Annotated in this window: 22 protein-coding genes, 1 pseudogene and 1 other annotated feature; of the genes and pseudogenes, 3 read left to right on the forward strand and 20 right to left on the reverse strand. The window is 33.0% G+C overall.

What is annotated here, in order from left to right:
• Positions 1 to 200 precede the first annotated feature (200 nt).
• The 4 genes from CLOLE_RS20685 to CLOLE_RS20700 all read right to left on the reverse strand — a co-directional run bounded on the left by CLOLE_RS20685 (position 201) and on the right by CLOLE_RS20700 (position 4,771).
• On the reverse strand, positions 201 to 995 hold the full coding sequence (locus tag CLOLE_RS20685) for an ABC transporter ATP-binding protein (RefSeq protein ID WP_013659072.1): 795 nt from the start codon (positions 993 to 995) through the stop codon (positions 201 to 203).
• A gap of 1 nt (position 996) precedes the next feature.
• Complete coding sequence (locus CLOLE_RS20690) at positions 997 to 1,896, reverse strand: ABC transporter permease (RefSeq protein ID WP_013659073.1); 900 nt, start codon at positions 1,894 to 1,896, stop codon at positions 997 to 999.
• A 9-nt stretch (positions 1,897 to 1,905) separates the two neighbouring features.
• Complete coding sequence (locus CLOLE_RS20695) at positions 1,906 to 2,910, reverse strand: ABC transporter substrate-binding protein (protein WP_013659074.1); 1,005 nt, start codon at positions 2,908 to 2,910, stop codon at positions 1,906 to 1,908.
• Positions 2,911 to 3,244: 334 nt separating this feature from the next.
• Complete coding sequence (locus tag CLOLE_RS20700) at positions 3,245 to 4,771, reverse strand: sodium:solute symporter family transporter (RefSeq protein ID WP_013659075.1); 1,527 nt, start codon at positions 4,769 to 4,771, stop codon at positions 3,245 to 3,247.
• 82 nt (positions 4,772 to 4,853) lie between these two features.
• Positions 4,854 to 5,117, reverse strand: a binding site (T-box leader).
• A 196-nt stretch (positions 5,118 to 5,313) separates the two neighbouring features.
• On the opposite strand from CLOLE_RS20700, the gene CLOLE_RS20705 reads away from it, so the two are divergent.
• On the forward strand, positions 5,314 to 5,835 hold the full coding sequence (locus CLOLE_RS20705; RefSeq protein WP_013659076.1) for a GNAT family N-acetyltransferase: 522 nt from the start codon (positions 5,314 to 5,316) through the stop codon (positions 5,833 to 5,835).
• Between the two features lie 65 nt (positions 5,836 to 5,900).
• Here the strand turns inward: CLOLE_RS20705 and CLOLE_RS20710 are convergent, their stop codons facing one another.
• The 7 genes and pseudogenes from CLOLE_RS20710 to CLOLE_RS20740 all read right to left on the reverse strand — a co-directional run bounded on the left by CLOLE_RS20710 (position 5,901) and on the right by CLOLE_RS20740 (position 15,225).
• Entirely contained in the window at positions 5,901 to 7,622 is a 1,722-nt protein-coding gene (locus CLOLE_RS20710; protein ID WP_013659077.1) for a phospho-sugar mutase, read from the reverse strand.
• 414 nt (positions 7,623 to 8,036) lie between these two features.
• A pseudogene (locus CLOLE_RS20715) lies at positions 8,037 to 8,717 on the reverse strand (GntR family transcriptional regulator).
• On the reverse strand, positions 8,711 to 9,646 hold the full coding sequence (ispE, locus tag CLOLE_RS20720; RefSeq protein WP_013659078.1) for a 4-(cytidine 5'-diphospho)-2-C-methyl-D-erythritol kinase: 936 nt from the start codon (positions 9,644 to 9,646) through the stop codon (positions 8,711 to 8,713). The pseudogene CLOLE_RS20715 and the gene ispE overlap by 7 nt, the downstream one beginning before the upstream one ends.
• 211 nt (positions 9,647 to 9,857) lie before the next feature.
• A complete protein-coding gene (locus CLOLE_RS20725; protein WP_013659079.1) occupies positions 9,858 to 11,432 on the reverse strand; it encodes a DUF3794 and LysM peptidoglycan-binding domain-containing protein in 1,575 nt (524 codons plus the stop codon).
• 146 nt (positions 11,433 to 11,578) lie between these two features.
• The gene (gene yabG / locus CLOLE_RS20730) at positions 11,579 to 12,604 is read right to left on the reverse strand and encodes a sporulation peptidase YabG (RefSeq protein WP_242825758.1); all 1,026 of its coding nucleotides are present in this window, start codon (positions 12,602 to 12,604) and stop codon (positions 11,579 to 11,581) included.
• A gap of 133 nt (positions 12,605 to 12,737) precedes the next feature.
• Positions 12,738 to 14,075: a PEGA domain-containing protein gene (locus CLOLE_RS20735; protein ID WP_013659081.1), complete on the reverse strand. Its 1,338-nt coding sequence runs from the start codon at positions 14,073 to 14,075 to the stop codon at positions 12,738 to 12,740.
• Between the two features lie 157 nt (positions 14,076 to 14,232).
• Entirely contained in the window at positions 14,233 to 15,225 is a 993-nt protein-coding gene (locus CLOLE_RS20740) for a protein kinase family protein (RefSeq protein ID WP_013659082.1), read from the reverse strand.
• A 258-nt stretch (positions 15,226 to 15,483) separates the two neighbouring features.
• On the opposite strand from CLOLE_RS20740, the gene CLOLE_RS20745 reads away from it, so the two are divergent.
• Positions 15,484 to 16,440 (forward strand): DUF4340 domain-containing protein, encoded by a 957-nt coding sequence (locus CLOLE_RS20745; protein ID WP_013659083.1) that lies wholly within the window; start codon positions 15,484 to 15,486, stop codon positions 16,438 to 16,440.
• A gap of 80 nt (positions 16,441 to 16,520) precedes the next feature.
• On the opposite strand, the gene CLOLE_RS20750 is transcribed toward CLOLE_RS20745, so the two are convergent.
• The 4 genes from CLOLE_RS20750 to CLOLE_RS20765 all read right to left on the reverse strand — a co-directional run bounded on the left by CLOLE_RS20750 (position 16,521) and on the right by CLOLE_RS20765 (position 20,622).
• Complete coding sequence (locus CLOLE_RS20750; RefSeq protein WP_162145098.1) at positions 16,521 to 17,942, reverse strand: CCA tRNA nucleotidyltransferase; 1,422 nt, start codon at positions 17,940 to 17,942, stop codon at positions 16,521 to 16,523.
• A gap of 157 nt (positions 17,943 to 18,099) precedes the next feature.
• Entirely contained in the window at positions 18,100 to 18,789 is a 690-nt protein-coding gene (locus CLOLE_RS20755) for an amino acid ABC transporter ATP-binding protein (protein ID WP_013659085.1), read from the reverse strand.
• A gap of 14 nt (positions 18,790 to 18,803) precedes the next feature.
• A complete protein-coding gene (locus CLOLE_RS20760; protein WP_013659086.1) occupies positions 18,804 to 19,478 on the reverse strand; it encodes an amino acid ABC transporter permease in 675 nt (224 codons plus the stop codon).
• 262 nt (positions 19,479 to 19,740) lie between these two features.
• Positions 19,741 to 20,622, reverse strand: a complete 882-nt coding sequence (locus CLOLE_RS20765; RefSeq protein ID WP_013659087.1) for an amino acid ABC transporter substrate-binding protein — start codon at positions 20,620 to 20,622, stop codon at positions 19,741 to 19,743.
• A 236-nt stretch (positions 20,623 to 20,858) separates the two neighbouring features.
• Between CLOLE_RS20765 and CLOLE_RS20770 the strand changes: the two genes are divergently transcribed.
• Positions 20,859 to 21,332, forward strand: a complete 474-nt coding sequence (locus CLOLE_RS20770; RefSeq protein ID WP_013659088.1) for a UBA domain-containing protein — start codon at positions 20,859 to 20,861, stop codon at positions 21,330 to 21,332.
• 100 nt (positions 21,333 to 21,432) lie between these two features.
• Here the strand turns inward: CLOLE_RS20770 and CLOLE_RS20775 are convergent, their stop codons facing one another.
• The 5 genes from CLOLE_RS20775 to CLOLE_RS20795 all read right to left on the reverse strand — a co-directional run bounded on the left by CLOLE_RS20775 (position 21,433) and on the right by CLOLE_RS20795 (position 24,756).
• Positions 21,433 to 21,996: a hemerythrin domain-containing protein gene (locus tag CLOLE_RS20775; protein ID WP_013659089.1), complete on the reverse strand. Its 564-nt coding sequence runs from the start codon at positions 21,994 to 21,996 to the stop codon at positions 21,433 to 21,435.
• Complete coding sequence (locus CLOLE_RS20780; RefSeq protein ID WP_013659090.1) at positions 21,989 to 22,612, reverse strand: hypothetical protein; 624 nt, start codon at positions 22,610 to 22,612, stop codon at positions 21,989 to 21,991. Before CLOLE_RS20780 ends, CLOLE_RS20775 begins: the two co-directional genes overlap by 8 nt.
• 240 nt (positions 22,613 to 22,852) lie before the next feature.
• Complete coding sequence (locus CLOLE_RS20785; RefSeq protein WP_013659091.1) at positions 22,853 to 23,317, reverse strand: ribonuclease H family protein; 465 nt, start codon at positions 23,315 to 23,317, stop codon at positions 22,853 to 22,855.
• Between the two features lie 91 nt (positions 23,318 to 23,408).
• Positions 23,409 to 24,299 (reverse strand): PIN domain-containing protein, encoded by an 891-nt coding sequence (locus tag CLOLE_RS22240; protein ID WP_013659092.1) that lies wholly within the window; start codon positions 24,297 to 24,299, stop codon positions 23,409 to 23,411.
• Between the two features lie 31 nt (positions 24,300 to 24,330).
• On the reverse strand, positions 24,331 to 24,756 hold the full coding sequence (locus tag CLOLE_RS20795; RefSeq protein ID WP_013659093.1) for a GNAT family N-acetyltransferase: 426 nt from the start codon (positions 24,754 to 24,756) through the stop codon (positions 24,331 to 24,333).
• Between the last annotated feature and the right edge of the window lie 169 nt (positions 24,757 to 24,925).

The raw sequence follows: 24,925 nt of genomic DNA on the forward strand, positions 1-24,925 counted from the left end.
TAACAAAGCTCCTATCTTCTAATATTCCCCTTATATTCGTAGTTTCTACTAAATCATATTATCACTATATCATAGTCCACTAATCCTATAACAACCCAAATACCCATAAATTTCAGAAAAAAAGACTAGAGAGTAAGTCTTTAACTTAATTCTCTAGCCCTAACTATAATTCTACCTTTTACTTTAGTTTATCCTTATTATTAAGCTAATAACATTCTATCATTAGCAAATTCACCTGAACTTGCTTCTTCGAACATCTTTAGGAGATCTGCTACTTTTAGATTTTTCTTTTCTTCACCTTCAATATCAAAGATAATACGGCCTTCATGCATCATAATGAGACGATTACCTAATCTAATAGCATCCTTCATATTATGTGTTACCATAAGAGCTGTAAGTTGACCTTCTGCAATCACTTGTTCAGTAAGGCTTAACACTTTATGCGCTGTCTTAGGGTCAAGGGCCGCCGTATGTTCATCTAACAGCAGTAGCTGTGGTTTTTGAAGTGTAGCCATAAGCAAGGTCAATGCCTGACGTTGCCCTCCTGAAAGAAGCCCCACCTTAGAAGTTAGACGATTTTCTAAGCCTAAATCTAACATCTTTAACTTTTCTACATAAAGACCTTTCTCTTCCTTGGTAATTCCCCAACTTAAGCCTCTTTTCTTCCCTCTACGATAAGCCATAGCTAGATTTTCCTCTATCTCCATTGCAGCTGCTGTGCCCCTCATAGGATCTTGAAATACACGACCTAATAGCCTAGCACGTTTATGTTCTGATTGATAAGTAATATTCTCTCCTGATAAAACAATGGAGCCCTTATCACTTAGATAAACACCAGCAATCATATTTAATAAGGTAGATTTACCTGCACCATTACCACCAATAACGGTCACGAAATCTCCTTGTTTTAAATGAAGGTCAATACCATTTAAAGCTTTCTTCTCATTAATGGTATCTGGATTAAATGTCTTATATAGATTTTCTATCTTTAACATGTTATGTCTCCCTTCTCTTAGCCTGCTGATCTAGCTTTTTCTTCATTACTGGAATACCTAATGCAATAGCTACGATAACTGCTGTTAGTAATTTAAGGTCTGTAGACTGCATTCCTAACTGAAGTACAACCGCTATAATAATACGATAAATAATAGAGCCACCAATGATAGATGCTAACTTATAAGCAAAGTTAAAGCGATTGCCAAAAATAACTTCTCCTATAATAATAGAAGCAAGCCCTATAACAATAGCTCCTTGGCCCATACCTACATCTGCAAAACCTTGGCTTTGTGAAACAAAGGCTCCAGATAAGGCAACTAAGGCATTACTAAGCATAAGACCAATAATCTTCATTTTATCTGTGTTTACACCTAATGCACGTACCATATATTCATTATTTCCTGTTGCTCTAATAGAGCTCCCAAGTTCTGTTCCAAAGAACCAGTATAAAACGGCAACAATACCTACAGAAACAATTAATCCAATGATTAAAGCTAAATTGTTTGTAGAAGTCTGAATTACTTCACCTAAGGTTGAAATAACTGTTCTTTCTCCTAAAAGAGGGATATTTGCCTGTCCTTGAATACGTACATTAATAGAATATAAAGCAAGCATTGTTAATATACCTGCTAGAATACCTGGGATTTTTACTTTTGTATGTAGTAGGCCTGTAACAGCTCCGGCTATCATTCCTGCACACATAGCAGGTAATATTGCTAGCCATGGGTTAACTCCTTTTACAACTAAAATAGCACTTACCGCACCACCTAAAGCGAAGCTCCCATCAACAGTCATATCTGGGAAGTCTAATATCTTAAAGGTGATATACACACCTAAAGTCATAAGTCCCCATAATACACCTTGAGAAATGGCCCCTACTATAGCCAATAATATGTTCATATAAACCTCCTATTTTACTAGCTGATCACTTAATTCTTGAGGTAATTCTATGCCCATTGCTTTTAGTGCTTCTTCATTTACTACAAGTGTACATTCACTAGCGTATTCAATAGGCATTTCTGCTGGTTTTTTACCATCTTTGAGTATAGCAACTGCTTGAGCTGCTGTTAATTTTCCTAAATTGTAGTAGTTAATTCCATACGTTGCTGTTCCACCATTTGTAACCATACCTTCTTCACCAACAACAACTGGAAGCTTAGATGGTGTAGTTACTTGAGCTACTGTAGCCATACCTGCTGCAAGCATATTGTCTGTTGGAATATAAATAGCTTCTACTTTACCTACTAAAGATTGTGTTACTTGTTGAATTTCATTTGAGTTAGAAACAGTTGCTTCTACCCCTTCGAGACCTAGTGCTTCTAATTCTTTCTTAGCTATTTCGATTTGGAATTTTGAATTAGCTTCACTTGAGCAATATAAAAGACCAACCTTTTTTACACTTGGAACTAGCTGTGTAATAAGGCCAATTTGTTCTTTAACTGGTGTTAAATCAGATGTACCAGAAACATTACCACCAGGTGCTTCATTAGAAGCAACTAGCTTTGCTGCTGCTGGGTCAGTTACTGCTGTTACTAAAATAGGAATATCCTTTGTTGTATTAGCTACTGCTTGTGCTGCTGGTGTAGCAATGGCTAAAATAAGATTGTTTTGATCATTGATAAGCTTATTAGCGATTGTCTGGCAGTTAGATTGATCACCTTGAGCATTTTGATAATCAATAGTAATATTTTTGCCATCCTCAAATCCTGCTTCTTTTAACCCATCTACAAATCCTTTATAAGCAGCATCAAGAGCTGCATGTTCTACAAGTTGAATAACACCTATTTTATAGTTTTGTGCATCCCCTGTTGAAGCAGTTTGTCCACTGTCTGTAGCAGCACTTTGACAACCTACACCCATAAGTGAAAGTGTTGTTACCATCATTAAACTTAAGACCTTTGTTAACTTCTTCATTTTAACATCCCTTTCTTCATCGATTATGCTGTTTTTATTCATATTTTTAAATTTTATTCTTTTTATTCTTTAAATGATATACTAGAGTTTATTATTAGTCAAATATAAATATGTATTTTTTTCATATTAATTTGTACATTTTTATAGTAAAAACCTAATATTATCATACACATTATAAATAGACCTATAACCTCTAGAACATATCATTTAATTCTAGAAGACTATAGGTCATACTAAATAGATTGTATTTATTTATGCATTGATTCGATAAACTCTATTTAATAGGAAGATTTAAATGAATTAATTGACTCTTACCATTAAAATATTTGCTGATTTACAGTTCTCTTGCTTCTCCAAACACTTGATTTAAGTGTGCTTCGCTCATCTGGGTACTTAGTACACTTACAACCGGCACGGCTATACACGATACAATCATTGCTAGACTAGCAATAACAGGTGCTGTTACTCCTGCTGGAAGCAGCTTTTGGTTGATAAGAATAGTTCCAATGGTAATAGTTAATCCACCACCAATAAAGCCTGCCCATGCTCCTGCTTTAGTAGTTTTCTTCCACCAAAGCCCAAATAAATAGGGTCCTAAGAACATGCCCGAAATAACGCCCCAAGATAAAGACATCAGGTTAACAATTGTACTAGACTGAATAACTGCTAGAAGATATGATACCCCTACAAATACAATGCAGCTCACACGCATCATAATCATGATTGCTTTATCTGAAAGTTTAGGTGCTAAAAATCCTTTAATAAAGTCAATAGAAATAGTAGAGCTTGATACAAGTACTAATGCAGCTAATGTAGACATGGATGCTGATAAAACCAATACAATAATAATACCCATAAGCATAGCAGGTAATGCTCCTTCTAACATAGTAGGAACTATCATATCAGGATTAGGTACTCCTGCTGCTGTAGTTGGCATAACTGCTACTCCTGAACTTGGGTCAATAAAAAATAATCTTCCTAAAGAACCTGTAAAATAAGCAGATACACCTATCACTAAGGCAAATACTGTGGAAATAATGGTTCCTTTTTTAATGGCTGCATTATCTTTAATTGCATAATATTTATGAATCATTTGTGGTAAACCCCATACTCCAAAACTAGTCATAAAAACTAACCCTAATAAAGGTAGTGCTTTATCTCCTGTTGCTAACGGAGCAGTAAGCGCAGGATCTAGTTTATTTAATGCCTCAAGTCCCGCTTGTAATCCTCCTACATTAGGATGATATAAAACATATCCTACCATTAGAACACAACCTACCAACATAACAACACCTTGTATCAGGTCATTAATAGCTGTAGCTACATACCCACCTAATACGAGGTAAATAGCTGTAAGTAACGCCATAAAAAAGATTGCTAAATTAAAATCAATATTAAAAGAGCTTTCTAAGATATATCCTAGGCCTTTATATACAGAAGCCGTATATGGAACTAAAAAGATAAACATAATCACTGCTGCTATTAATTTCATATTATTACTATTATAACGTTTTTCAAAAAACTCTGGCATAGTTTTTACATCTAACCTATGTGTCATCTCTCTAGTTCTTTTAGCTAAAACCTTCCAAGCTAAGTAACAACCAAACACAGCGTTTCCTATACCAATCCATATAATAGGTATGCCAAATTCCCAACCTTGAGCTCCGGCATAACCTATAAAAATAACTGCGGAGAAATAAGAAGTTCCATAGGCAAAAGCACTTACCCATCCCCCCATATTTCTTCCCCCTAATAAGAAGTCACTAGAGTTTTTTACTTTTGCCTTACTGTATACCCCTACACCCACCATGGTTAAGATAAAAACCAGCACACATAACACTTTGACACTATACACGCTCATACCTTCATCTCCTTTTTTTAATATTTCTAATACAAAGGATTTTACCTAAAAGGCAGCAAAAAAGCCCTCATCCTTTAACTATGTAAAGGACGAGAGCTGATATCCCGCGTTACCACCTTTTTTTGCTATTATCTCACGATAATAACCTCTTCAAGTACGTTAGCCACAAAGCTAATTATACTCTAGCACGATAACGGGTGCACTACCGTTTGCTTCTACTTAAGTTTATACTTGTTTGAAGCAACACTCCAAGATGTATTCAAATAAGCATCTTCTTGCCCCTCTCACCTACCGGGAACTCTCTGTTAGCCTAGCTTATTCTACTTCTTCTTTTCTACGCTTTGTATTATCAGTATAATTATATATTCTATTCTAAATTTTTTCAATACATAAAATTGTACATATTAATCAAATTTATTATTTATTAATTAAAAATTTTTGTTACTTTTATTCGAAATCTGTTTGACTTTTATTTATAAACTTAATATTATTGAATTATAAATCATCCTACATATGCACTTTATTAAAAGGAGGCCACTAACATGTTAAACACGACTATCTCTACTGAACATTTACAATTAAGCTTAGCAACTCTTGAGGATTTAATGGTCTTAAAAAAAATTTATGCAGAAGCTACTCTATGCTATTCCTTTGACACTGGCTATAAAATTACATCTCCAGAAGTCATCTTGCGTAAGGGAGCATTACCTGCAAATCATATAGCAAATAATAGTTATATATACTGCATTTACCTAAAGGGGCATATGATTGGTTATATAGAAGTATATCTAAGCTTTCCTACTTCTGATAATATCTATATTCCATTCTTCTATATTACAGACCCTTATAAAAACAAAGATTACAAGGAGGATGTATTAGCATGCCTTATAGAAGCCTTTGGAACGGAAAATTATAAAACAGTAAGTGTTTATACCGCTCTTAAAACTTGGAAAGACTTAGCTTTCTGGCAAAGTTGTGGTTTTGACACTATCTTATCTGTAGAAACAGATTCTACTAATACAGAACATAGTTATGGATATATTGAATTACAATATATTATTTAATACATAGAAAAGCCGAGTTTAATACCCTTATGGGATTTAAACTCGGCTTTATCATTATCTATCATTTATTTAACATTAAGTATTTGTTTAATATTCGACACAAATGCTTTACTCTTTTCTGCTGCATCTACTTCATCTTTTCCAACTACAGATGCATAAATCTTTACCTTTGGCTCTGTACCAGATGGTCTAATAACGAACCAACTTCTATCTTCAAGTACAAATTTAAGTACATTTGATTTTGGAAGTTTGATTTCTTCTTTTGTTCCTTCAAGTACATTTGTACGTGTAGATAACTTATAGTCTTCTACTGTAGCAATTTTAACACCGTTTACTTCTGTTGGTGTATTTTCTCTAAGAGCTGTAATCATGGCTGCAATTTGCTCTTGGCCATCTTTACCTTCCATTGTGATAGAAACTAACTCTTCTTTATAATATCCATATTTCTCAAATAAATCATGAAGGGCTTGTGCAAGGTTTTTACCTTTTGTTTTATAATAGAGTGCCATTTCTGCAATAAGTGTAGCAGCGATAACAGCATCTTTATCTCTTACAAAACCACCAGATAAATAGCCATAACTTTCTTCAAAGCCAAGTACAAAGTTATTTGAACCTGTTTGTTCAAATTCTTCAATTTTTTCTCCAATGTATTTGAAACCAGTAAGTACGCTCATTATTTGAGCATCATAAGCTTCTGCTACTCTAGTAGCCATTTCTGTCGTTACGATTGTTTTGATTAGGGTATCTTTTGTACTAAGTACACCAGTTTCTTTTCTTGCATTAAGCATATATTCAGAAAGTAATACCCCTACTTGATTCCCTGTTAATACTTTATATTCTCCGCTGTCTTCTTTAACAATAACACCAATTCTATCACAATCTGGGTCGGTTCCGAAAATAAGATCTGGACCTACTTCTTTTGCCATCTCGATAGCAAGTTCAAAAACTTGTGGATTTTCAGGATTTGGGTATGGTGCTGTTGGGAAATTACCATCTGGAAGCTCTTGCTCTTTTACAATATGGACATTGGTGTATCCAAGTCTCTTAAGCATTGCTCTAACAGGTATATTTCCACTACCATGAATAGGTGTATAGATGATGTTAAGCTCACTTGCTCTTTCTTTAACAAGCTCTTTGTTAACAACTACTGTTTCTACTTTTTCATAGTACGCATTATCTACATCTTCTCCAATGTATACAAGTAAACCAGCTTTTACAGCATCTTCTGTATTCATTGTCTTAATTCCTGTAAATAAGTCGATTTCATTGATGTAGCCTAATACTTCATTAGCTGCATTATCTGTTAATTGTCCACCATCACTACCATATACTTTATAGCCATTATATTCTTTTGGATTGTGTGAAGCAGTAAGAACAATACCAGCTTCTGCTCCTAGATGTCTTACAGCAAAAGAAAGCATTGGTGTAGGGCGTAAACTTTCATATAAATATACTTTTACACCATTAGCCGCTAATACTTTAGCTGCTGTTTCTGCAAATACATCTGACATATTTCTTGAATCATAAGCAATAGCAATACTAGGATTTGTAAAATTTGTAACTAAATATTTTGCAAGACCTTGTGTTGCTTTTCCTACTGTATATATATTCATTCTATTAGTACCAGCAGCGATTTTTCCTCGAAGTCCACCTGTACCAAATTCTAAATTTTTATAAAAACGGTCTTCTATCTCTTTTTCATTATTAAGTGCTTTTAATTCTTCTTTTGTAATTATGTCAATAACATCACTTTCTAGCCACATTTCATAACTTTGCTTGTAATTCATCTCTTTCCTCCTCAGCTCCATACTATGACATTTTCAATGCCTATATTTTAACATTTATCTTTATGTATTGCTACTATATTTTTTTATATAATATTCAGTATAATTACATTATATTTTAGTTGATATTTGCCATAAGCCTTGTACATACTGTGGTTTGCATAATGTAACTATTTATCTAAATTTATTTGTATTAATAATTATTTTCCTTACATTTATTTACTTAATTACAAAACTCTTTCGTCTAATTTTTATCATACTCTTCTATCATCTATTCAAGACGCTCTTAGTATTAATTGATACCTTTCGAAATTTCAACTTTATTTCTTGCTTTTAGCAATACTAGCTGTCAATCACGAGCATAAAAAGGGTTATAAATCTTTGCTACTAACCAAGATTTATAACCCTTTTTACTTATTATTTATATTTTTGCTTAACAAAGTCAGTAATAGAGGCACATTGTTTATTAATATGCTTTGTTGCTAGCTTACTAGCCACATCTTCTTCCTTATTTTTAAGTGCTTCTAAAATAGCAATGTGTTCTGCCTCAACTGTCTCACTGTCTTCCACGTTTTTAAGGTAGGTAATACGATAACGGTTAACTTGCTCTTTAAGATTGTTAAAAAGCTGAATAAGTTTATCATTTTGTGTTGCACCACAAATGATATCATGGAACTCTACATCCTTTTCAATCATTGTTTCTAAATCTCTACTTTTTGCGGCATAGCTATATTCTGCAATAGCAAGTTGAAGTTTAAGGAACGCACGATCATCCATTCGCCTACAAGCAAGTCTAGCTGCCAATGCTTCTAGAGCTGCTCTCACTTCTAGAACATCTTGAATGTCTTTCTCTGTAAATTGTGCCACTTGTGCACCTTTACGTGGTACCATTACTACAAGCCCTTCTAGCTCAAGTTTTCTAATGGCTTCTCTAATAGGTGTACGGCTTACTCCTAGCTTTTCTCCTAACTAAGTTTCCATTAATCTTTCGCCTGGTTGTAATTCCCCAGTAATAATTGCATTTCTAAGTGTCTGAAAAACAATATCTCTTAAAGGGAGATATTCATTAATCTTCATGTTGTAAGTATCTTCTAGCATCCTTTCACACCTCTTCTTTTTATTCCATATTTTACTCCATTTTTATCCTTCTTTTTCTCTATAGGTGAATAGGTAGTGGTAACATATACTTCTCTTATACTACGTTCTATTTTAAAATATTGAGCAGCCTTATTAGCCTTTTCCTTACTGTCAAACAAACCGAATACTGCACTGCCACTGCCGCTCATCATAGCCCCCATAGCACCATGCTGAACTAATTCTCTTCTGATTGCTCCTATAATCGGGTGCATAGGAATAGTGACTTCTTCTAGCACGTTGGCCATGTGAGTAGCAATTTCATATGGGCTTTGTGCTTCTATAGCTTGTATCATCTTTGGTGTATCTGGGTGTAACTTGATATTGTTTATATCTAGCCCCTTATATACTGAAGCTGTAGAAACGCTAATAGGTGGTTTAACCAATACCACATGCATACTTGGAACAGGTTTAAGTGGTGTTAACACTTCTCCTATCCCTTCTGCAAGCATTGTTCCTCTCGCAATACAAAATGGTACATCTGCCCCTAACTTAAGTCCCATTTCCATAAGCTTCTCTCTTTTATAGAAGGTTTCATATAATCTATTTAAGCCTACAAGGGTCGCTGCTGCATCTGTGCTTCCACCAGCAAGTCCTGCTGCTACTGGAATGCGTTTAGTAATTTCAATGGATACTCCGTATTCTTCTATGCCTGCTTCTTCAAAAAATAACTGAGCTGCGCGATAAGCAATGTTTTTCTCGTTAGTCGGAAGCCATGAGAAATTAGCTGTTAATCTAATTCCAGGTGTCTTTGCCTTACGAATAAAAATCGTATCATATAAATTAATCGTCTGCATAATCATTTGCAAATCATGATAGCCATTTTCTCTCTTCCCAACTACATCAAGCGTCAAATTAATTTTAGCTCTTCCTTTTAATATAATTGAGTTCATAATATGCTCCCTTAATAAAAATAACTTGTGTTTGTTTTATTATAAACTCACTTAAAATACAAAGTCAATGAGAATGTATTTCCTGTATACAATATCCATTTTCTAAATTATTTTTATAAAAGTTTAAAACTTGTTTAATGATAAATGCAAAAAGCAACTCCTACAATGCTTACAGGAGTTGCCTTTGCTAAACCTTTTATTTATTTTAACCTTAAAATTTAACCTTTTTAAGGATAATTATTTTTTGTCCTTCACGTAAGTTTTCTGGTATATCAATGTCATTAATGTCCTGAATCTCTTTAACTGTGGTATTAAAACGTTTAGCTAAACTCCAAAGTGTATCACCTTTTTTTACTTGATATACTGTCATGCTTGGATAATTGTCTATCTGTTCTTTGGTCATATCATCAATATCAATTTCTTCTAATACATTCAGCCTATCTTGACCATAGATTTCTGCCATACAGTCTAGTAAATATTCAATTACCAATTCTCTCTTAGTTTGGGCATAAATATTTACATCTTTAGCTCTTACAACAGGATCAATATAAGCTTTCTCTGGTACCTTTTTAACATCCATTTCTTGTATAAATGGAACGATATTAACTGCTGTATCAATAGTATTATTCTCCTCTGATTTAACAAGGAAAACAGTTGTAATTTCAAGGATTCCTCGAAGTGTTAGCTTGTCATTAACCAAAGATTTCTCCTCTACTATAGGTTTAACATTTATGCTGAAAACTTCCATTGTATTTTCTGGCTTATCTTCAATAGCCATAGACTCTTTTTTAGGCATTGTTATCTCTATCCGATCTACTAGATTCATGTAATCCAAGGATTTCTCCTTAGTCTTTACATTTTTACCTGGACAGTAGATATCAGAAACTGTATCGTAACTACATTTATTATAAGTATTATAGTTTGCCGTTACCATACATTCACATTCTATGATGCGGTCTTCTCCATCATAATCTGGTGCCACTTGCATATAGGAGGGTGTTACACTGAGAGAGCAGTCCCAAAACACTTCATTTTCACCCTTCATATTTTCAATACTACCTTCAAAAGGAACACGATGCGTTACTATTTCTATTCCCTCATCACTTTCTGCTACCCTATACATGGTTGTTACTTCAATCATACCATTAAATTTAATTTCGTTATCTGTGCGCTTAACTTGATCTTCTTTAATCTGCATATTAGATTTAAGAATTTCACCAATGCAAGGTTTATTCTGAGCAATGGTTAAATCTTCTTTAACTATGACCTTTTCCTCTTTTTCATGACCCAAGCTGACAATTTCAATTGGCTCTTCTCTTGTTTGAATAGGGCCATCTGCTCTTACCTCTGTAATAACAGTTGTATCCTTAGAACCTGTAGCTCCTACATCAACTTGCATAATGACTTTAACATTCAGTTTACGCTCATTAAGAATGCTGTTACTGATATGTTCTATTTCGTAATCAAAATCTACCCTCTGGTCTCTGTTTACCCCATCCATAATGACAAAATCTTCAATAGGAATAGATCCTTTCATGGTATAGATGCATTTAGAATTATTAACCGCCCTATACAGGATACATAAATCAACTTTACCCCTATACATGACACGGTCTTGTGTTACATCAATTTGATCCATATTAATTCTTCCATCAATCTGCACTACAGACTGCATATCTGGTTTTCCATCGGGTACTATAAGGTCACGCTCTTTAATGACTTGAACACTTTCTTTCTTAGTCATCTCATCTAATGTGATTGGCTTTTTTATCAGTTCTACTGACATATTTCCCCCTCCTATGGCTTATATACAAATATATGTATACATGATAAATACTTTGCTATAAATTTGGACTAACTTTCTCTAGTCTTATATATATTCTTATCATTTGTATATTATTCCAGATTTTCGTATGCAAGTTATCGGATTTTTTAAAGAGATGGATGCTTATTAATATACTGCTTAATCTTACTTTCAAACTCGTCTCTCGTATCCTTAAAAAGCGGCCTAGCTAGTTCTCTTTCTATATCTTCTTTCGTCATATGAGCGGGATCTAATGTAACATGTTCTTCTTGTTCCCTGTTTTCTTTAGCTTCGTTTTTCTGCTTATCTGTGACTACTGGACCACCTCTCCTACACTTGCCTAATATTTCATATCCTCCCAGACCATTAAACTGAGTAATCGTATTTTCAAGTGCTTCTTCAATAGGAAGCACTTTATAGAAAGGACATTCGGCTATTTTTTCTACTATAAAAACTGGATCTAATGCATGGATTAAAACTCTATCAGGAGAAGCTGCAAAATCAGCTCCAGCTGCTAATATCTCTTCAAAATAAGACTGGCAAGCCCCTGCAAATATTACCAGCTCCGACATATTAGGTTTAATAGCTCTTGCTCTCTTAACAGACTCTACAAAATACTGTGAGTTCCTATATTCGCTGATATCATATAAAGTTTTATAGTTTTTATTCAGTGCATCATGCCCTGTGAGTACTAAAATATCTGGAGCATATTTTTCCAAAAGGTACTTAATTCTCTTTGGTTGTTCTGATTCTGATATATGCTCTCCTATAGCTGGTATGTCTAGCATTTTATAATATTTAAGACATAGGTTTAAGTAAAAAGCATCTCCATCTACATGCAGAACCGTCCCTGTTTTTTGGAACCTAGGATCTTTCCCTTTTTCAATTTCTGCTCTTTTCTTCATGATTTTTTCTACCGTTGCTTCAATGGTACTCATAATACTACTTTCTTCATTGGTATAACGCATCCCTACCGAGAGTTCTAGGTCCGAAATAGGTGCATCTGCAATAACGCGGTAAGACACACCTTTCAGTCTAGCAATTTGATTGGGTGAAATATATGTTATACGAAATAAAATATCCTTGTTATAGGACAGCCTTACTACATAATCTCCTATATTGAGCATCGCCATAACACCTTCTTTAAAGACCATTTATTACTATGTTTATTAATTAGAGCTCGTTTCTATTCTTATTTTTAAGTACATAAAGAAAGAAAGCTAAAAGTTTCCTCTTAGCTTTCTTTATGTATATAGTTTTTAATTAATCAATTTCTTTTCTCGTTTTTTAATTTGCAATTAAGTCATATAAGTACCCGGTTTGTTCATTGCTACCATCTAATAATAGGGTAGTAGAATACGCACTATAACCTGTTTTTTCAAATATGACACCATAGCTGCCATTAATCAATGTTACTGTGCAAGGAGTTTCTCCTTTAAAAACACCATTTACGTAGACTTTAGCACCTATTGGATTTGTATTTAAAGTAATTGTTTGGGTATTATTGAGTACAGTATTTGTTTCTCCCGTTGCATTAGGCGATTCTGAAGGTGTTGGTTTTTGTATAAAAGATACATAAAGATTATAAGTTTCTTTATCACAAATAATCTCTTTTGACCAAGGTTCATACCCATCCGCTTCTGCTTCTACTTTATAAGTACCTTGTTGCAATTTAATTTCTTCACCTTTATTATACGTTTTATCCCCTATCTTAATGGTGTAATTAGTTACACCACTATTAACTAAAGGATTGATTACTGTATATGCCTTTTTAGCATCTTTTAAGGAAATTTCATAGCTTTCGCCCGATTCTATCGTAATATTCTCTGTAATGATTTCATATCCTTCCATTTGTAGAAGAATCTTATGCTGTCCTGGAATAACGCTAATATCTCCTTTAAGCTCATCTAATTTAAAGAAACGAGAGCGGTCTATCTCTAAGCTTCCTTTTGTAGTTGGCAAATCTGTAACAACAATACTACCAGCTACTTCATCAATAGTAATGCTCCAAATAACATTGTTAACACTTTGAATACTGACAACATCAAAAGGTGTTACAAATGCCATGTTAGTTCTATTACCATCACTTTGGAAAATCATTGTATCATCAACATATTCATAAGCAGTCCCTCCGATATTTATCTGCTTATTACTTTGATCAACTGTGACTCCACTTATCTTCTTCCATGATTTTGCCCTAGAGGTTTTACTAATAGAAAGTACCTTAGCTTTATCTTCTTGATAAACCACCTCTACAATATCTCCTGGTTTAATCTGTGAAGCTGGAATTACACTACCATACATGTCATTAATTTTAGTACCTTCACTCATCTTTCTACTCACTTCAGTTTTATTCTCTATGTCAAAACCTATGATATCACTTTGTGTAATCTTCTCAACTAGAACTAGTACCGTAGAACTATATTCTACTTTTGTATTGTTTTCTTCTACTTGAGCTTCTACTTGAACACTGTTTCCTTTAGCTTCATCTTTTATATATGTACGAATTACCATAAACATTACAATCATTAATGTAATGAGTCCTACCACTGAAACAATAATCATATTCATAATGAATTTTTTGTTGTTTCTTTTCACTATTTCACCCCTTTGTTGACTTCTCATTTTATTGTACCTCTTTCGCTTAAAAAGTCAATTCAGCAGGATTCACACAAAAAAAGGAATGATAATGTAAAAGATGATCTCGGCTCCCACCTTAATCATCCTCTAATCATTATAATTCCTTATTTCATTATACAAAGAAAATTCTCCCTTGCTTTGATTACCAACCATGAATTTGTTTAGCGACTTCAATTTGATTTTCTTTATAATGGAGCATGTTTTCCCATTTTTGTTCAAACATACTATAATTCCATCTTCTTTTTGAGCCAATATACTTAAAACAAATACTATTAAATTTTTCTGGATAAATCATCATAAATTTAAGCATTTTAAACTCATCTTGAGATAGTGGCCTTTCCTTATTATATTCTTCTATAAGCTCATATAAGATTTGATTATTCCATTCATTCTTTTGCATCATTTTACTTAGAATTTGAGCAAGATCTAGAACTTGAATATCATAATTACATACATCCAATCCACTAATAATATATTTACCGCTCTCAGTCTTATTAACGGTATGATAAGTAAAATCTTTATGCGCTATACTTTTGGTTTGTTTTACTCCTTTGATTAGCCTTTCTACCAGCTGTGAATCAATGCTTTGTAATGCTAGTTCTTCTAGCTCCCTGTATTCTTCACAGCCTTCTAAAAACATAATTTCAAAGTTAGACTTTTGCTTTAAAGCTATCATGTTTTTCTTTAACTTAGTATTTTCTGATCTTCTTCTTAAATAGTACTCATAAATATTCTTAATTTTTATCTCTTCTACACTTCTCATTTTACTATTAATTTCTACTCCTATTTTATGAAAAAGAGCTAAGGACGTGATAATGCCCTTTAGATCTTCATATTCTTTAAAATCAGTCTCTTCACAAGACTCATACGCTTGCATTAAGTAATACTGTTCTCCCAAAAGTGCATATGGTATTTTCTTTTTAGTAGCATATATATTACTAATTCCGTTAAAGTTTCTCTCTTGAAGCTGTGTATCCACCTCGTAGTTAAAAGAAATTTGTTCTTTGGGTATTTCAACCCTACGTAGTACAAATTTACCTTTATTGGTCTCTAGATAATAGTTACTTCTTATATATTGATATTTCTTTATATTTAAATCATATTGAGCAATTAACTCTCTACTTAGTGGTCTCACTTCTTCTCCTCCTATCCTGCGATCTTTCTGTATCCCACCCTTACTCCTCTCGTCTCTTAATTTATATGATACGATAGAATAAAAAATATCTAATTTCCATTTATTTTTTAGCTTATCTTTAAAAATTCACTTTTATATCACACGGGGTGTGATATAATATTCATGTTGCATAAAACTTTTATTTTTTTTAGTAAAAAATGTCTATTATAAAAATACTTTTAAACATAAATTTGATTTAAAATCGGTGAGGTTATTGAAATGAAACGTAAAGGTTGGCTTGTTCCTATTGTTGTTTTTTTAATATCTATTATTTTTCTTTTTTCTTATCAGCAGAAACAAGAGGTTGTATCCTTTGCTGATACCACTAATCTTCCACCTATTATTTGGTCGGAAAAATCAACAGATATTGTTAAAGTTACTTATGAAGCTGCAGGTAAAGTTACTGAAGCTGTACGTGAAGAAGACACCTGGAGTTTATCTACCTCAAACAACCGTAAAGCTGATGCCTTATATATATACAATGTTATAACTCCTTTTTTGGAACCTTTATTTGAACAGGTAGTAGAGGTATCTCCTTCTGATTTAACAAACTATGGCATAGATGATATGGCTTCAAGTATTACCTTATATGATGAAGCAGGTCATGAGTATAAGTTACTTAAAGGTAAGGCTTTTAGTGAAAAAAGTGATTATGTCTATGCACCATTAACAGATACAGTTTATACAATGAGTAATACTGCTTTTGGTAGTATTAGTACCAACTCTAATGATTGGGGAAGCAAGGAACTACTTAACTTTGAATTAACTAATGTGAAAAAAATCAACTTAACTTATAAAGGGCATGCTGCTACCTTAATGCCTACTATTACTGAAAATGGTATTGCTCTAGCTAGTGAGGAGCTAGATAATCGCTTAGCAAATGAGTTTATGAACTTCTTACAGACTGCTAAGATTCAAAGCTTTATTACTGAAGAAGCTAATGAACATGTATTAAGTGTCTATGGTTTTAATGCTCCCTTACTTAAATGTACCATTCATTTAAAAACTGGTGAGACTCTATCTCTTACTATTGGAAATGTTAATGAGGAAGAAAATATTTGTTATACCCAAGTTAATGGGCGCTCAGAAATTGTGGGAATTCCTTATTTTAATCTATCACAATTTAATATTCTTTATAGTGAGCTTCATGATAAAGATTATGATAGGCTTGGTTAGGACTCATACTAACTTTCTTATCTCTTCATGCAAAAAAAGGCGAAGAATGCATTTACATTCTCCGCCTTTTTTATTTTAACTTAAACTTGTTTTCCTTTTACTTTGTAATGCTCCATGCAATACGTTAGTAAAAGAGCCTTTTGATTAAAATTAGGTTCATGAATAACTTTCTGAAGTGCTGCTTCTAATAAATCTCCTATGATTTTGCCTTTTGGAATTCCTATTTCTATCAAATCCGAACCTGTAATAGCCAACATTCCTTTATGATAGGGTTCATGATTTGCTATAATTTCATTTTTATAATTCCTTTGCTTCTCTATAGCATCTAGTTTAGGCTGTAATTTTTCTAGATTTTGTGCCATAGCATCTGCATACTGCACTTTAAGAAGTTCATCAAATAGTTCTTCTCCTATAACCATCATCACCTTCTTTACATAAACCTTTGAAATGTGATGTTCTATATGATAATCATGGTAACGAATTAGCTCGCATACTGCTTTAATGGTATGATTATCCATCCTTAAATCCTTAAGTACCTCTGATGCAATTTGTTCTGAGCGCTTAGGATGGTTGTAAAAATGATCTATGCCATGCTTATCAGTTGTTCTCGTATAAACCTTTCCTATATCATGTAAAAGCATCGTTAATCTTACAATTACTGTAGGCTCTGAATTTTCCATTGCCACTAAGGTATGCTTTGCTACATTATAGGTATGATGCGGATGATTTTGAGGTATTTCATAAGCTTTAATAAAATCTGGGAAAATATATTCTAAAAGTTTTAATTGATATAAAAGATCAATATGTCCTGGCCTCGATGAAACACAAATTTTAAGGAATTCATCTCTAATTCTCTCTTTACTAATATGAGTTAATAACGCTCTGCAAGCTTCTATACCCTTTAGCGTTTCTGTCTCTATCTGAAACCCTAATTGAGCTGAAAATCTAACGGCTCTTAGTATTCTAAGGGCATCTTCTGTAAAACGCTCCTTTGCGCATCTAACAGATCGAATACACTGTCTTTTAATATCCCTTTGTCCTTCATAAGGATCTACGAACCCTCTATCTGGATGATAGGCAATAGCATTCATGGTAAAGTCACGCCTAGATAAATCTAATGTAATATCATCTACAAAACTCACCTTATCCGGTCTTCTAAAATCTTTGTATTCTCCCTCTATTCTATAAGTCGTTACTTCAAAATGCTCTGTATTTAAAATAACCGTTACTGTTCCATGCTCAATACCTGTATCATAAGTACGCTTAAATATTCTTTTAATCTCTTCTGGCTTAGCCGAGGTAGTAATATCCCAGTCATGAGGTTGCCTATTCATTAATAAATCCCTAACGCACCCACCAACAATGTAGGCTTCATAGCCAACAGCTTCTATCATTTGTATAATTTGTATTGCTTCCTTTGGGATTTTATCATTATAATCCTTGTACATCTTCTTCCTCTTTCTATCCTCTTTAGTAGAAGTATTGACATTTATTATGTTCATTATATCATATCCTATTTCCATATAAATAAATAATAATGAAGAATTATTGAGGAGAACGTCTTTTGCTACTCATTTCTTCATTATTATTTTCAATAAATATTGCAACTTCTATTAAATAAAAAGGAGAAGGATAACTGCTTTCCTTCTCACCTTTGCTTTACGCTTCTTTACTATAAATATGTTTTTCTAATACTCGTCCGTCTTCCATAGAAACAATACGGTCTGCTACCATTTTAGCAAATTCCATATCGTGTGTAATAATAAGCATAGACATTCCTTCCGTACTAAGGCTCCTAATAACTTTAGCTACTTCACCTGTTAAAGTAGGGTCTAGTGCAGAGGTTGGTTCGTCAAAACACATCAATTTTGGTTTTAAAGCTAATGCACGACCTATAGCTACCCTTTGTTTTTGCCCTCCTGAGAGTTCAAAAGGATAACTATTCGCCTTATCTGCCAATTCTAAAAAACTTAAAATATCCATAGCTTGCTTTGTAGCTTCTTCTTTACTCTGCCCTAATACACGAGTAGGCGCTTCTATTAAATTATCAAGTACAGATTTATGAGGAAAAAGATTAAAGTTTTGAAATACAAGCCCAATATTTCTTCTAATAGACCTAATTTCTTCTTTAGATGCATAAGCACCATCCTTTAATAGATACTCTCCTGCAATCTCTATACTCCCAGCCGAGCATTTTTCTAGATAGTTAATACTCCTTAATAAAGTAGTCTTTCCTCCTCCAGAGGCCCCTACTACTACTACAATTTCTCCTGATTTCACTTCTAATGAAGCGCCTTTCAAAACCTCTACTTTTCCAAAACTTTTATAGAGCCCAGTTACTTTAAGCATATGATTTGCCTCCTTTATTTATAATAGTCATATTTCTTCTCAACTGCTGCTAATACCTTAGATAGAACTAAGATAAGTAGGAGGTAAATTACTGCTACAAGTACTAGTGGGAGAAGACTTGCATCTCTATTAGTAGCTGTTTTACCTATTTTAAGTAAATCATCAAAACCTACAGCATAAACTAGGGCCGTATCCTTTACTAGTGTGATAACTTCATTTGCAATAGGAGGCAATACCCGTTTGAAAGCTTGTGGCAAAATAATTCTAAAGAAGGTATCCTGCTTAGATAACCCTAACACTTCCGCTCCTTCATACTGTCCTTGATCAATGGAACTAATACCTGCCCTAAAAATCTCAGCAAAATAAGCTGCATAGTTTAAAGAAAATGCCAAAAGTGCCGCCGGCATACGAGGAATGGCAATATTTAATATTGGGAAGCCAAAAAATATAAATATAATTTGTAATAGAAGAGGTGTTCCTCTCATAAGGAGTATGTAAAATTCCATTATCTTGCGTAATACCTTAAAACGAGATAAACGACATACAGCCACCAATATTCCTAAAGGAATTGCAAAAATTAATGTTAAAGCAAATACCTGCAAAGTTACCCCTAAGCCTTCCATCATCTGAGGTAGCATCATCTTTGTATACTCTGCTATATTTACCAATTGGTCTAAAAATCCATCCATTGATTGTCCTCCCATTTCTCTCCTATGAATATTATTGTTAGTCTTATAATATAGTTTCTATATAAAAGCTTATTAACACCTATCTCATTTATAATATATAATTTTAAAACAATAGGCAATTTATTTTATTATAAAACAAATTAAATCATTATTTTTCACTTTTAATAACTTAAGTTGATTTATAATTTATAGCTTACCTATTAAATTACATCTCAATTTAATAGGTAAGCTATCATTAAAATTTTATAAACTATTTCACTAACTACTGTGTAATGTCATCTCCGAACCATGTCTTTGAAATCTCAGCTAGTTTACCTTCTTGTTTAAGTTCTGCATAAGCTTTATTGAAAGCTTCTACTAAAGCTGTATCCTCTTTTCTCATACCTACACCATATTCTTCTTCACCAAAATCTTCATCTAAAATCTTGTATTTCTCTGCACCTTTTTTGCTAATATAATACTTAACAATAATCTCATCAGCCACAACAGCATCTAAACGTCCTGCTTCAAGGTCCATTAAAACATCATTATTTGTTTCATATGTAACAGGTTTACCATCTTTAAAGGTAGCTAATACTTCTGGTTCTGTTTCGATAGCATCTACTGCTGTAGACCCTGTTTGAGCACCAACTACTTTATCTTTTAGATCTGCTTTAGTATTGATTGGTGAATCTGCTAAAGTGATAATGATTTGTCTATTTTTTAAATAAGGTGTACCAAATGCTACTTGCTCTTTTCTTTCATCTGTAATACTATAGCCATTCCAAATAAAATCAATATTGCCTGATTTAAGTTCTGTTTCTTTCATACTCCAATCAATAGGTTGGAATTCTATCTTTTTACCTAACTTTTCTGCAACCGCTTTGGCAAGATCAACGTCAAAGCCAACAATTTCACCTTTTTCATCTTTGAATCCCATAGGTGCAAAAGTATCATCTAATCCAATAATCAATGTATCTTTATCAAGTACGTTACTTGCGGCTTGCTGATTATCTGTACCTTCTGATACCTGATTATCAGTTGTTGCTGCTGTCTCTTTACTTTCTTTAACTGAATTGTCTACACTACAACCCGCTAAACCAAATGCCAATAGACCTACTACTGAAAAAGTAGTTACTTGTTTTAATAAGCTCTTTAACCTCATAATATATCTCTCCCTTGAACATTATTTTTAACTAACTACTTAGATATTTTAGCGTGCTAAAGTGATAAAGTCAACCTCATTTACGTAAATCATATAAATTTTTCTCATAATTCATTAAATCCTATATTAAGATTCTTTCATAGTTTTCTCATGAAATCTTAATCCTCTATTTAATGCACTCTCATCCATGCTTCTTATACTAATATCATAAAGAACGACTTAAGGAGTTATAAAAAATGGCAATTACTTTTAGCAAAGATGAATTAAAAAATGAAAATGAATTAAAAAATGAAAAGGGGAGATCCAATATGTCAATTTCACTAGACCAAATCGATTTAATTATGAAAAGAACTAATGCCACTTATACTGAAGCTAAGGACGCTTTAGAAAGAAGTAATGGTGACATCGTAGAAGCCCTAGCACTTCTTGAAAAGGAAGGTAAAGCAACACGCCGTACAAATATTAATACAACTCAGGAACAAATTAACACTTATGTAGACACACTTAAAACCACTCATTTCGTATTAAGCAAAGATGATCATGATTACATTCACGCACCACTCATAGCTGTATTAGTTGCTACTGTTCTTTGCTTCCACGTTTCAGTTATCGCCCTAGTTATTGCATTAATCTGTGGCTTTAAAATTAAATTAACAGATAAAATCACTCATAACGTTCGCTTTTCTAATGATGATTTTATGAAATCATAATCTAAGACTCATAAAATCTTTAATTCCCTCTTAAAACAAAAAACACCCATGAAAGATACCTATCAACTATCTTTCATGGGTGTTTTTCTTTATACTTATCCTATTTTACCACAGTATATTTATTCTCTAATGCTTCTAATAAATCTATATATTTGTCTTGAGTACCTTGCTTTTTAGCTTCCTCTTCAAAGATTGTGCTTTGCTCATCTACCATTTCAAGCACTTCTTTAGATAATTGGCGTGCACCAAAACTATAAACTACTTCGTCTTCCTTGGCAATATGTCTTTCTAAAAGATGCGTATAACTAATGGCATTAGCTATAACATCTAATTTACTTTCCTCATTACCTGCCTTTACTTTTTCTAATGCTTCAACTAACTTTTTAATATAAAGTCTTCCTAAATCATGTTCAACTAACATACCATTTCGGATCAATTTAGAGCCTAACTCCCCTAAATGATTTATCATTTCTTTAAACAGAAATTTTTCTTCTTTTCCATGATGATGAGCATCTGCATAATTTCTAATAAAATCTATGATTTGGTAAAAATCCTCAAAACAAATGGCCTCACCTTGTAATATGCCTAAACAAGCCTTACGTACTACTTTTAACATACGTGAAATATAACGATGTTCTTCCATCATAAGTTCTATACTATTCATACCTCTCCTCCTTTTCTAACTTATAGGTTACTTCATCTATTTTATTGAGTTTCGCTTTTTGTTCCTCTAATAATCCCTTTATCCAAGCATTTCTAAGGTCATAATAATCGTCGATATTCCCCTCTACTGCTTTCCAGTATGATTCATGTACACAACTATTTCGTCTAAAGGTAATACTTTCTTCACCTTGTTCTATTACTAGATAGGCATGATCACAAGGCATGCCATCTAACCAACTGTCTGTAATGACTTTATAAAGTTCATTTGCCTTTAAACTTGTTTCTATAGCTCTAGCCTTATCCCTACCTTTGCTTTCAAAAATTACTCTTAAAACTTCTAGTGTATTTTTATCATTTTTAATAAGTTTAGTCACACAAAAAGCAAGTTTATATTCAGCATTTGAAACCTGTTCTTGTAACCAACCATGAATATTAGTCCCATCAATTACTTGCTCTAGTGGCCTTCTTTCTGCTTTTCCATAGCATTCATCAGCTTCTTCGGCTAAATTAAATCCCCATTTTTGCTCTGCTAATAGCATTATTTCTTCTACTAAGTCTTGTTGCATTTGTATTTTATTATATAACCAATAATGAATCGGTCCTAAAAAAGCACTCATCATTACCTCCTATTATTCTGTCTTGTATTAAGCTTATTATAACCAAACCAATTTTTATTTTATGTAGCTATGGCTACATTTTTTGTGATATCCTATCTAGAATTCTTTTTTTGAAGAAAGTAATAACGAAAGTAATATATCAATTAAGTTTTAATATCGAATCTAAAGTATATGGCTTTTAAAACGTGAAAACACGTCTTCAAAATGCTTGTTAAAGCCAAATTGAAAACGTGTTTTTTGTTATCTTCCTTCTGCAATTAGTTCATCCATAGCTAGGTTAACCAAGGCATCTACTCTTATATTCCCCTGTACATCTGCATGACCTTTAACCTTAACAAATTCAATAGATGTGCACTCTCTAACTAGCTTGTCCATTTCAATCCAAAGTTCCTTATTCTCCACAGGTTCCTTCTTTGAGTTAATCCAACCTTTTTTCTTCCAGTTATGAATCCATGAAGTAATACCAGTAATACAATAGGCAGAATCACTATGTAACTTGATAGGAATGGTCTTATTTTTAATTGCTTTTAAAGCCTCAATAATAGCAGTCATCTCCATCTGGTTATTAGTTGCGCCATACATTGCGCCTTTATTTTCTTTGTAATGTTCTCCATAACTTAAAGTATATGCCCAAGCTGAAACACAGTCTTCTTTTCCATTACCTCTTGCTCCACCATCTGTATATACCATTATTTCGTTTGCCATTTTACTCTCCTTACTTTCATTACCGTTACTATTTCAAACTAACGCCTATTTACTACTTAGTATAACCATTCATTACTTATTCTAGGCTTCTTTATTTTTTAATAAGTCTCTTGATTTTGTGATAAATCACTGTTCCTCTATCTTGACCTAGTACTTTTACTATCTTACGATGGAGTTCTTGTTTATTTTTTGCTTGCTTAAAGTACTGAACAATTCGTTTTACTTGATCTTCTTGTAATTCCTTATCTATCAATTGTCTAAGTTGCTTCTCAACTTCTATATTGGGCTGATTTCCCTTGACTACCTTCTCATTATAAGAAAATGCGTTTTCTTTAACAACGATAGAATTTTTAGACTCACTTGTTTTTTGAACATTTTGCGCTTCTGAAACTACTGGTTTTTTCCTATTAATATGATATGTACTCTTCATACCATTTCTCTTATTTTGGTTATTAAACTTTTTATTAAATGCTACCTCTGTTTCCTTAGTTTCTCTATTAGTTGGTTCTGGAACAAGTTTACTTTCTTGTGCACTAATAGCTTCTACTATTTTATTTTCCTTTTCTTCCTGCTCCTCGTGGATAGCTTCTATTTTATTAACTGATTTAGCAGCTTTTATAGCACCTATATGTTCAATGCTAATTTGCTGTTTTGTTTCTCCTAAAGTTTGTTTCCAAAAATCACTTAAATATTCATATCCCTTATCTTTGCTTACAATATAATAATTGGTATCTTCCTTTTGTCCGATTAAATAGCCTAAATAAGTAGAAAGCTGATAATCTAAGGCATTCTTTCCTCCCACTAACACTTCTTTATATTCAAAGCTTGCTAAGCTTTTACTCATCTCCACATGTATTGGCATCGAAATTTTATTAGCTTTTGTGCTATAAAAAAGAATGACTTTGTCTTCCTCGCTTAATTTACTTACTCCACTTAACCCTTCTGATGTTACATTCTCGAAATCTACTAAATAAATACTCATGTTTAGTCTCCTTATTTTCTCTTTCCTTTTCTTATTTCTTATTAAAATATAAGCACATCCCTGCGCCTGCTTCGTTATTTGGCCTTACTCGTAATCCACATTTCTCATAAAACTTTTCTTTCCCTTTGGCAGCCATTAAATTTACCATAACCATTAACTCATCCTTGCCTAAATGAGTTTCTATAAAAGTAAGTGCATCTTCTACCAACATTTTGCCTATACCTTGCCCTTGATAATCAGGGTTAACTATAACATCTGCAATGAGGGCAATATAGCCACCATCACTAATAACTCTAGTAAGACCTATAGTCCGTTCATCCTTTATAGCTGCTACTAAGTAGTATGTATTTTCAATCCCTCTTTGTGCTTGTTCATTCTCTAACGTCTCCCAACCTACCCCACTTCTTAGGTCATTATAGTCTTCTACGGATATAGTATGTACTAATTTAATGTTCATATAAACACTCCTTCACAATTAAGACTACTCTACTTTATATCATATCATACTAGTACAAGATTTACATACTATAGCCCCACATTTTATATCATTAAAAGGACATAATAAAAGCTCAATATATCTAGCCATTTTCAGCTAAGTATATTGAGCTTTTAAAGATTCAAATCTT

This window comes from Cellulosilyticum lentocellum DSM 5427 (assembly GCF_000178835.2).
GTDB classification, from domain to species: Bacteria; Bacillota; Clostridia; order Lachnospirales; family Cellulosilyticaceae; genus Cellulosilyticum; species Cellulosilyticum lentocellum.

Coding starts and splice junctions, on each gene's coding strand:
- CLOLE_RS20700 (WP_013659075.1), bottom strand. CDS start 4,771: ATGAGCGTGTATAGTGTCAAAGTGTTATGTGTGCTGGTTTTTATCTTA.
- CLOLE_RS20760 (WP_013659086.1), bottom strand. CDS start 19,478: ATGGATGGATTTTTAGACCAATTGGTAAATATAGCAGAGTATACAAAG.
- CLOLE_RS20710 (WP_013659077.1), bottom strand. CDS start 7,622: ATGAATTACAAGCAAAGTTATGAAATGTGGCTAGAAAGTGATGTTATT.
- CLOLE_RS20725 (WP_013659079.1), bottom strand. CDS start 11,432: ATGTCAGTAGAACTGATAAAAAAGCCAATCACATTAGATGAGATGACT.
- ispE (WP_013659078.1), bottom strand. CDS start 9,646: ATGAACTCAATTATATTAAAAGGAAGAGCTAAAATTAATTTGACGCTT.
- CLOLE_RS20755 (WP_013659085.1), bottom strand. CDS start 18,789: ATGCTTAAAGTAACTGGGCTCTATAAAAGTTTTGGAAAAGTAGAGGTT.
- CLOLE_RS20735 (WP_013659081.1), bottom strand. CDS start 14,075: ATGAGAAGTCAACAAAGGGGTGAAATAGTGAAAAGAAACAACAAAAAA.
- CLOLE_RS20785 (WP_013659091.1), bottom strand. CDS start 23,317: ATGGCAAACGAAATAATGGTATATACAGATGGTGGAGCAAGAGGTAAT.
- CLOLE_RS20685 (WP_013659072.1), bottom strand. CDS start 995: ATGTTAAAGATAGAAAATCTATATAAGACATTTAATCCAGATACCATT.
- CLOLE_RS20770 (WP_013659088.1), top strand. CDS start 20,859: ATGGCAATTACTTTTAGCAAAGATGAATTAAAAAATGAAAATGAATTA.
- CLOLE_RS22240 (WP_013659092.1), bottom strand. CDS start 24,299: ATGAGTATTTATTTAGTAGATTTCGAGAATGTAACATCAGAAGGGTTA.
- CLOLE_RS20780 (WP_013659090.1), bottom strand. CDS start 22,612: ATGAGTGCTTTTTTAGGACCGATTCATTATTGGTTATATAATAAAATA.
- CLOLE_RS20745 (WP_013659083.1), top strand. CDS start 15,484: ATGAAACGTAAAGGTTGGCTTGTTCCTATTGTTGTTTTTTTAATATCT.
- CLOLE_RS20705 (WP_013659076.1), top strand. CDS start 5,314: ATGTTAAACACGACTATCTCTACTGAACATTTACAATTAAGCTTAGCA.
- CLOLE_RS20690 (WP_013659073.1), bottom strand. CDS start 1,896: ATGAACATATTATTGGCTATAGTAGGGGCCATTTCTCAAGGTGTATTA.
- CLOLE_RS20765 (WP_013659087.1), bottom strand. CDS start 20,622: ATGAGGTTAAAGAGCTTATTAAAACAAGTAACTACTTTTTCAGTAGTA.
- CLOLE_RS20775 (WP_013659089.1), bottom strand. CDS start 21,996: ATGAATAGTATAGAACTTATGATGGAAGAACATCGTTATATTTCACGT.
- CLOLE_RS20795 (WP_013659093.1), bottom strand. CDS start 24,756: ATGAACATTAAATTAGTACATACTATATCCGTAGAAGACTATAATGAC.
- CLOLE_RS20695 (WP_013659074.1), bottom strand. CDS start 2,910: ATGAAGAAGTTAACAAAGGTCTTAAGTTTAATGATGGTAACAACACTT.
- CLOLE_RS20750 (WP_162145098.1), bottom strand. CDS start 17,942: ATGAACATAATAAATGTCAATACTTCTACTAAAGAGGATAGAAAGAGG.
- yabG (WP_242825758.1), bottom strand. CDS start 12,604: ATGGTCTTTAAAGAAGGTGTTATGGCGATGCTCAATATAGGAGATTAT.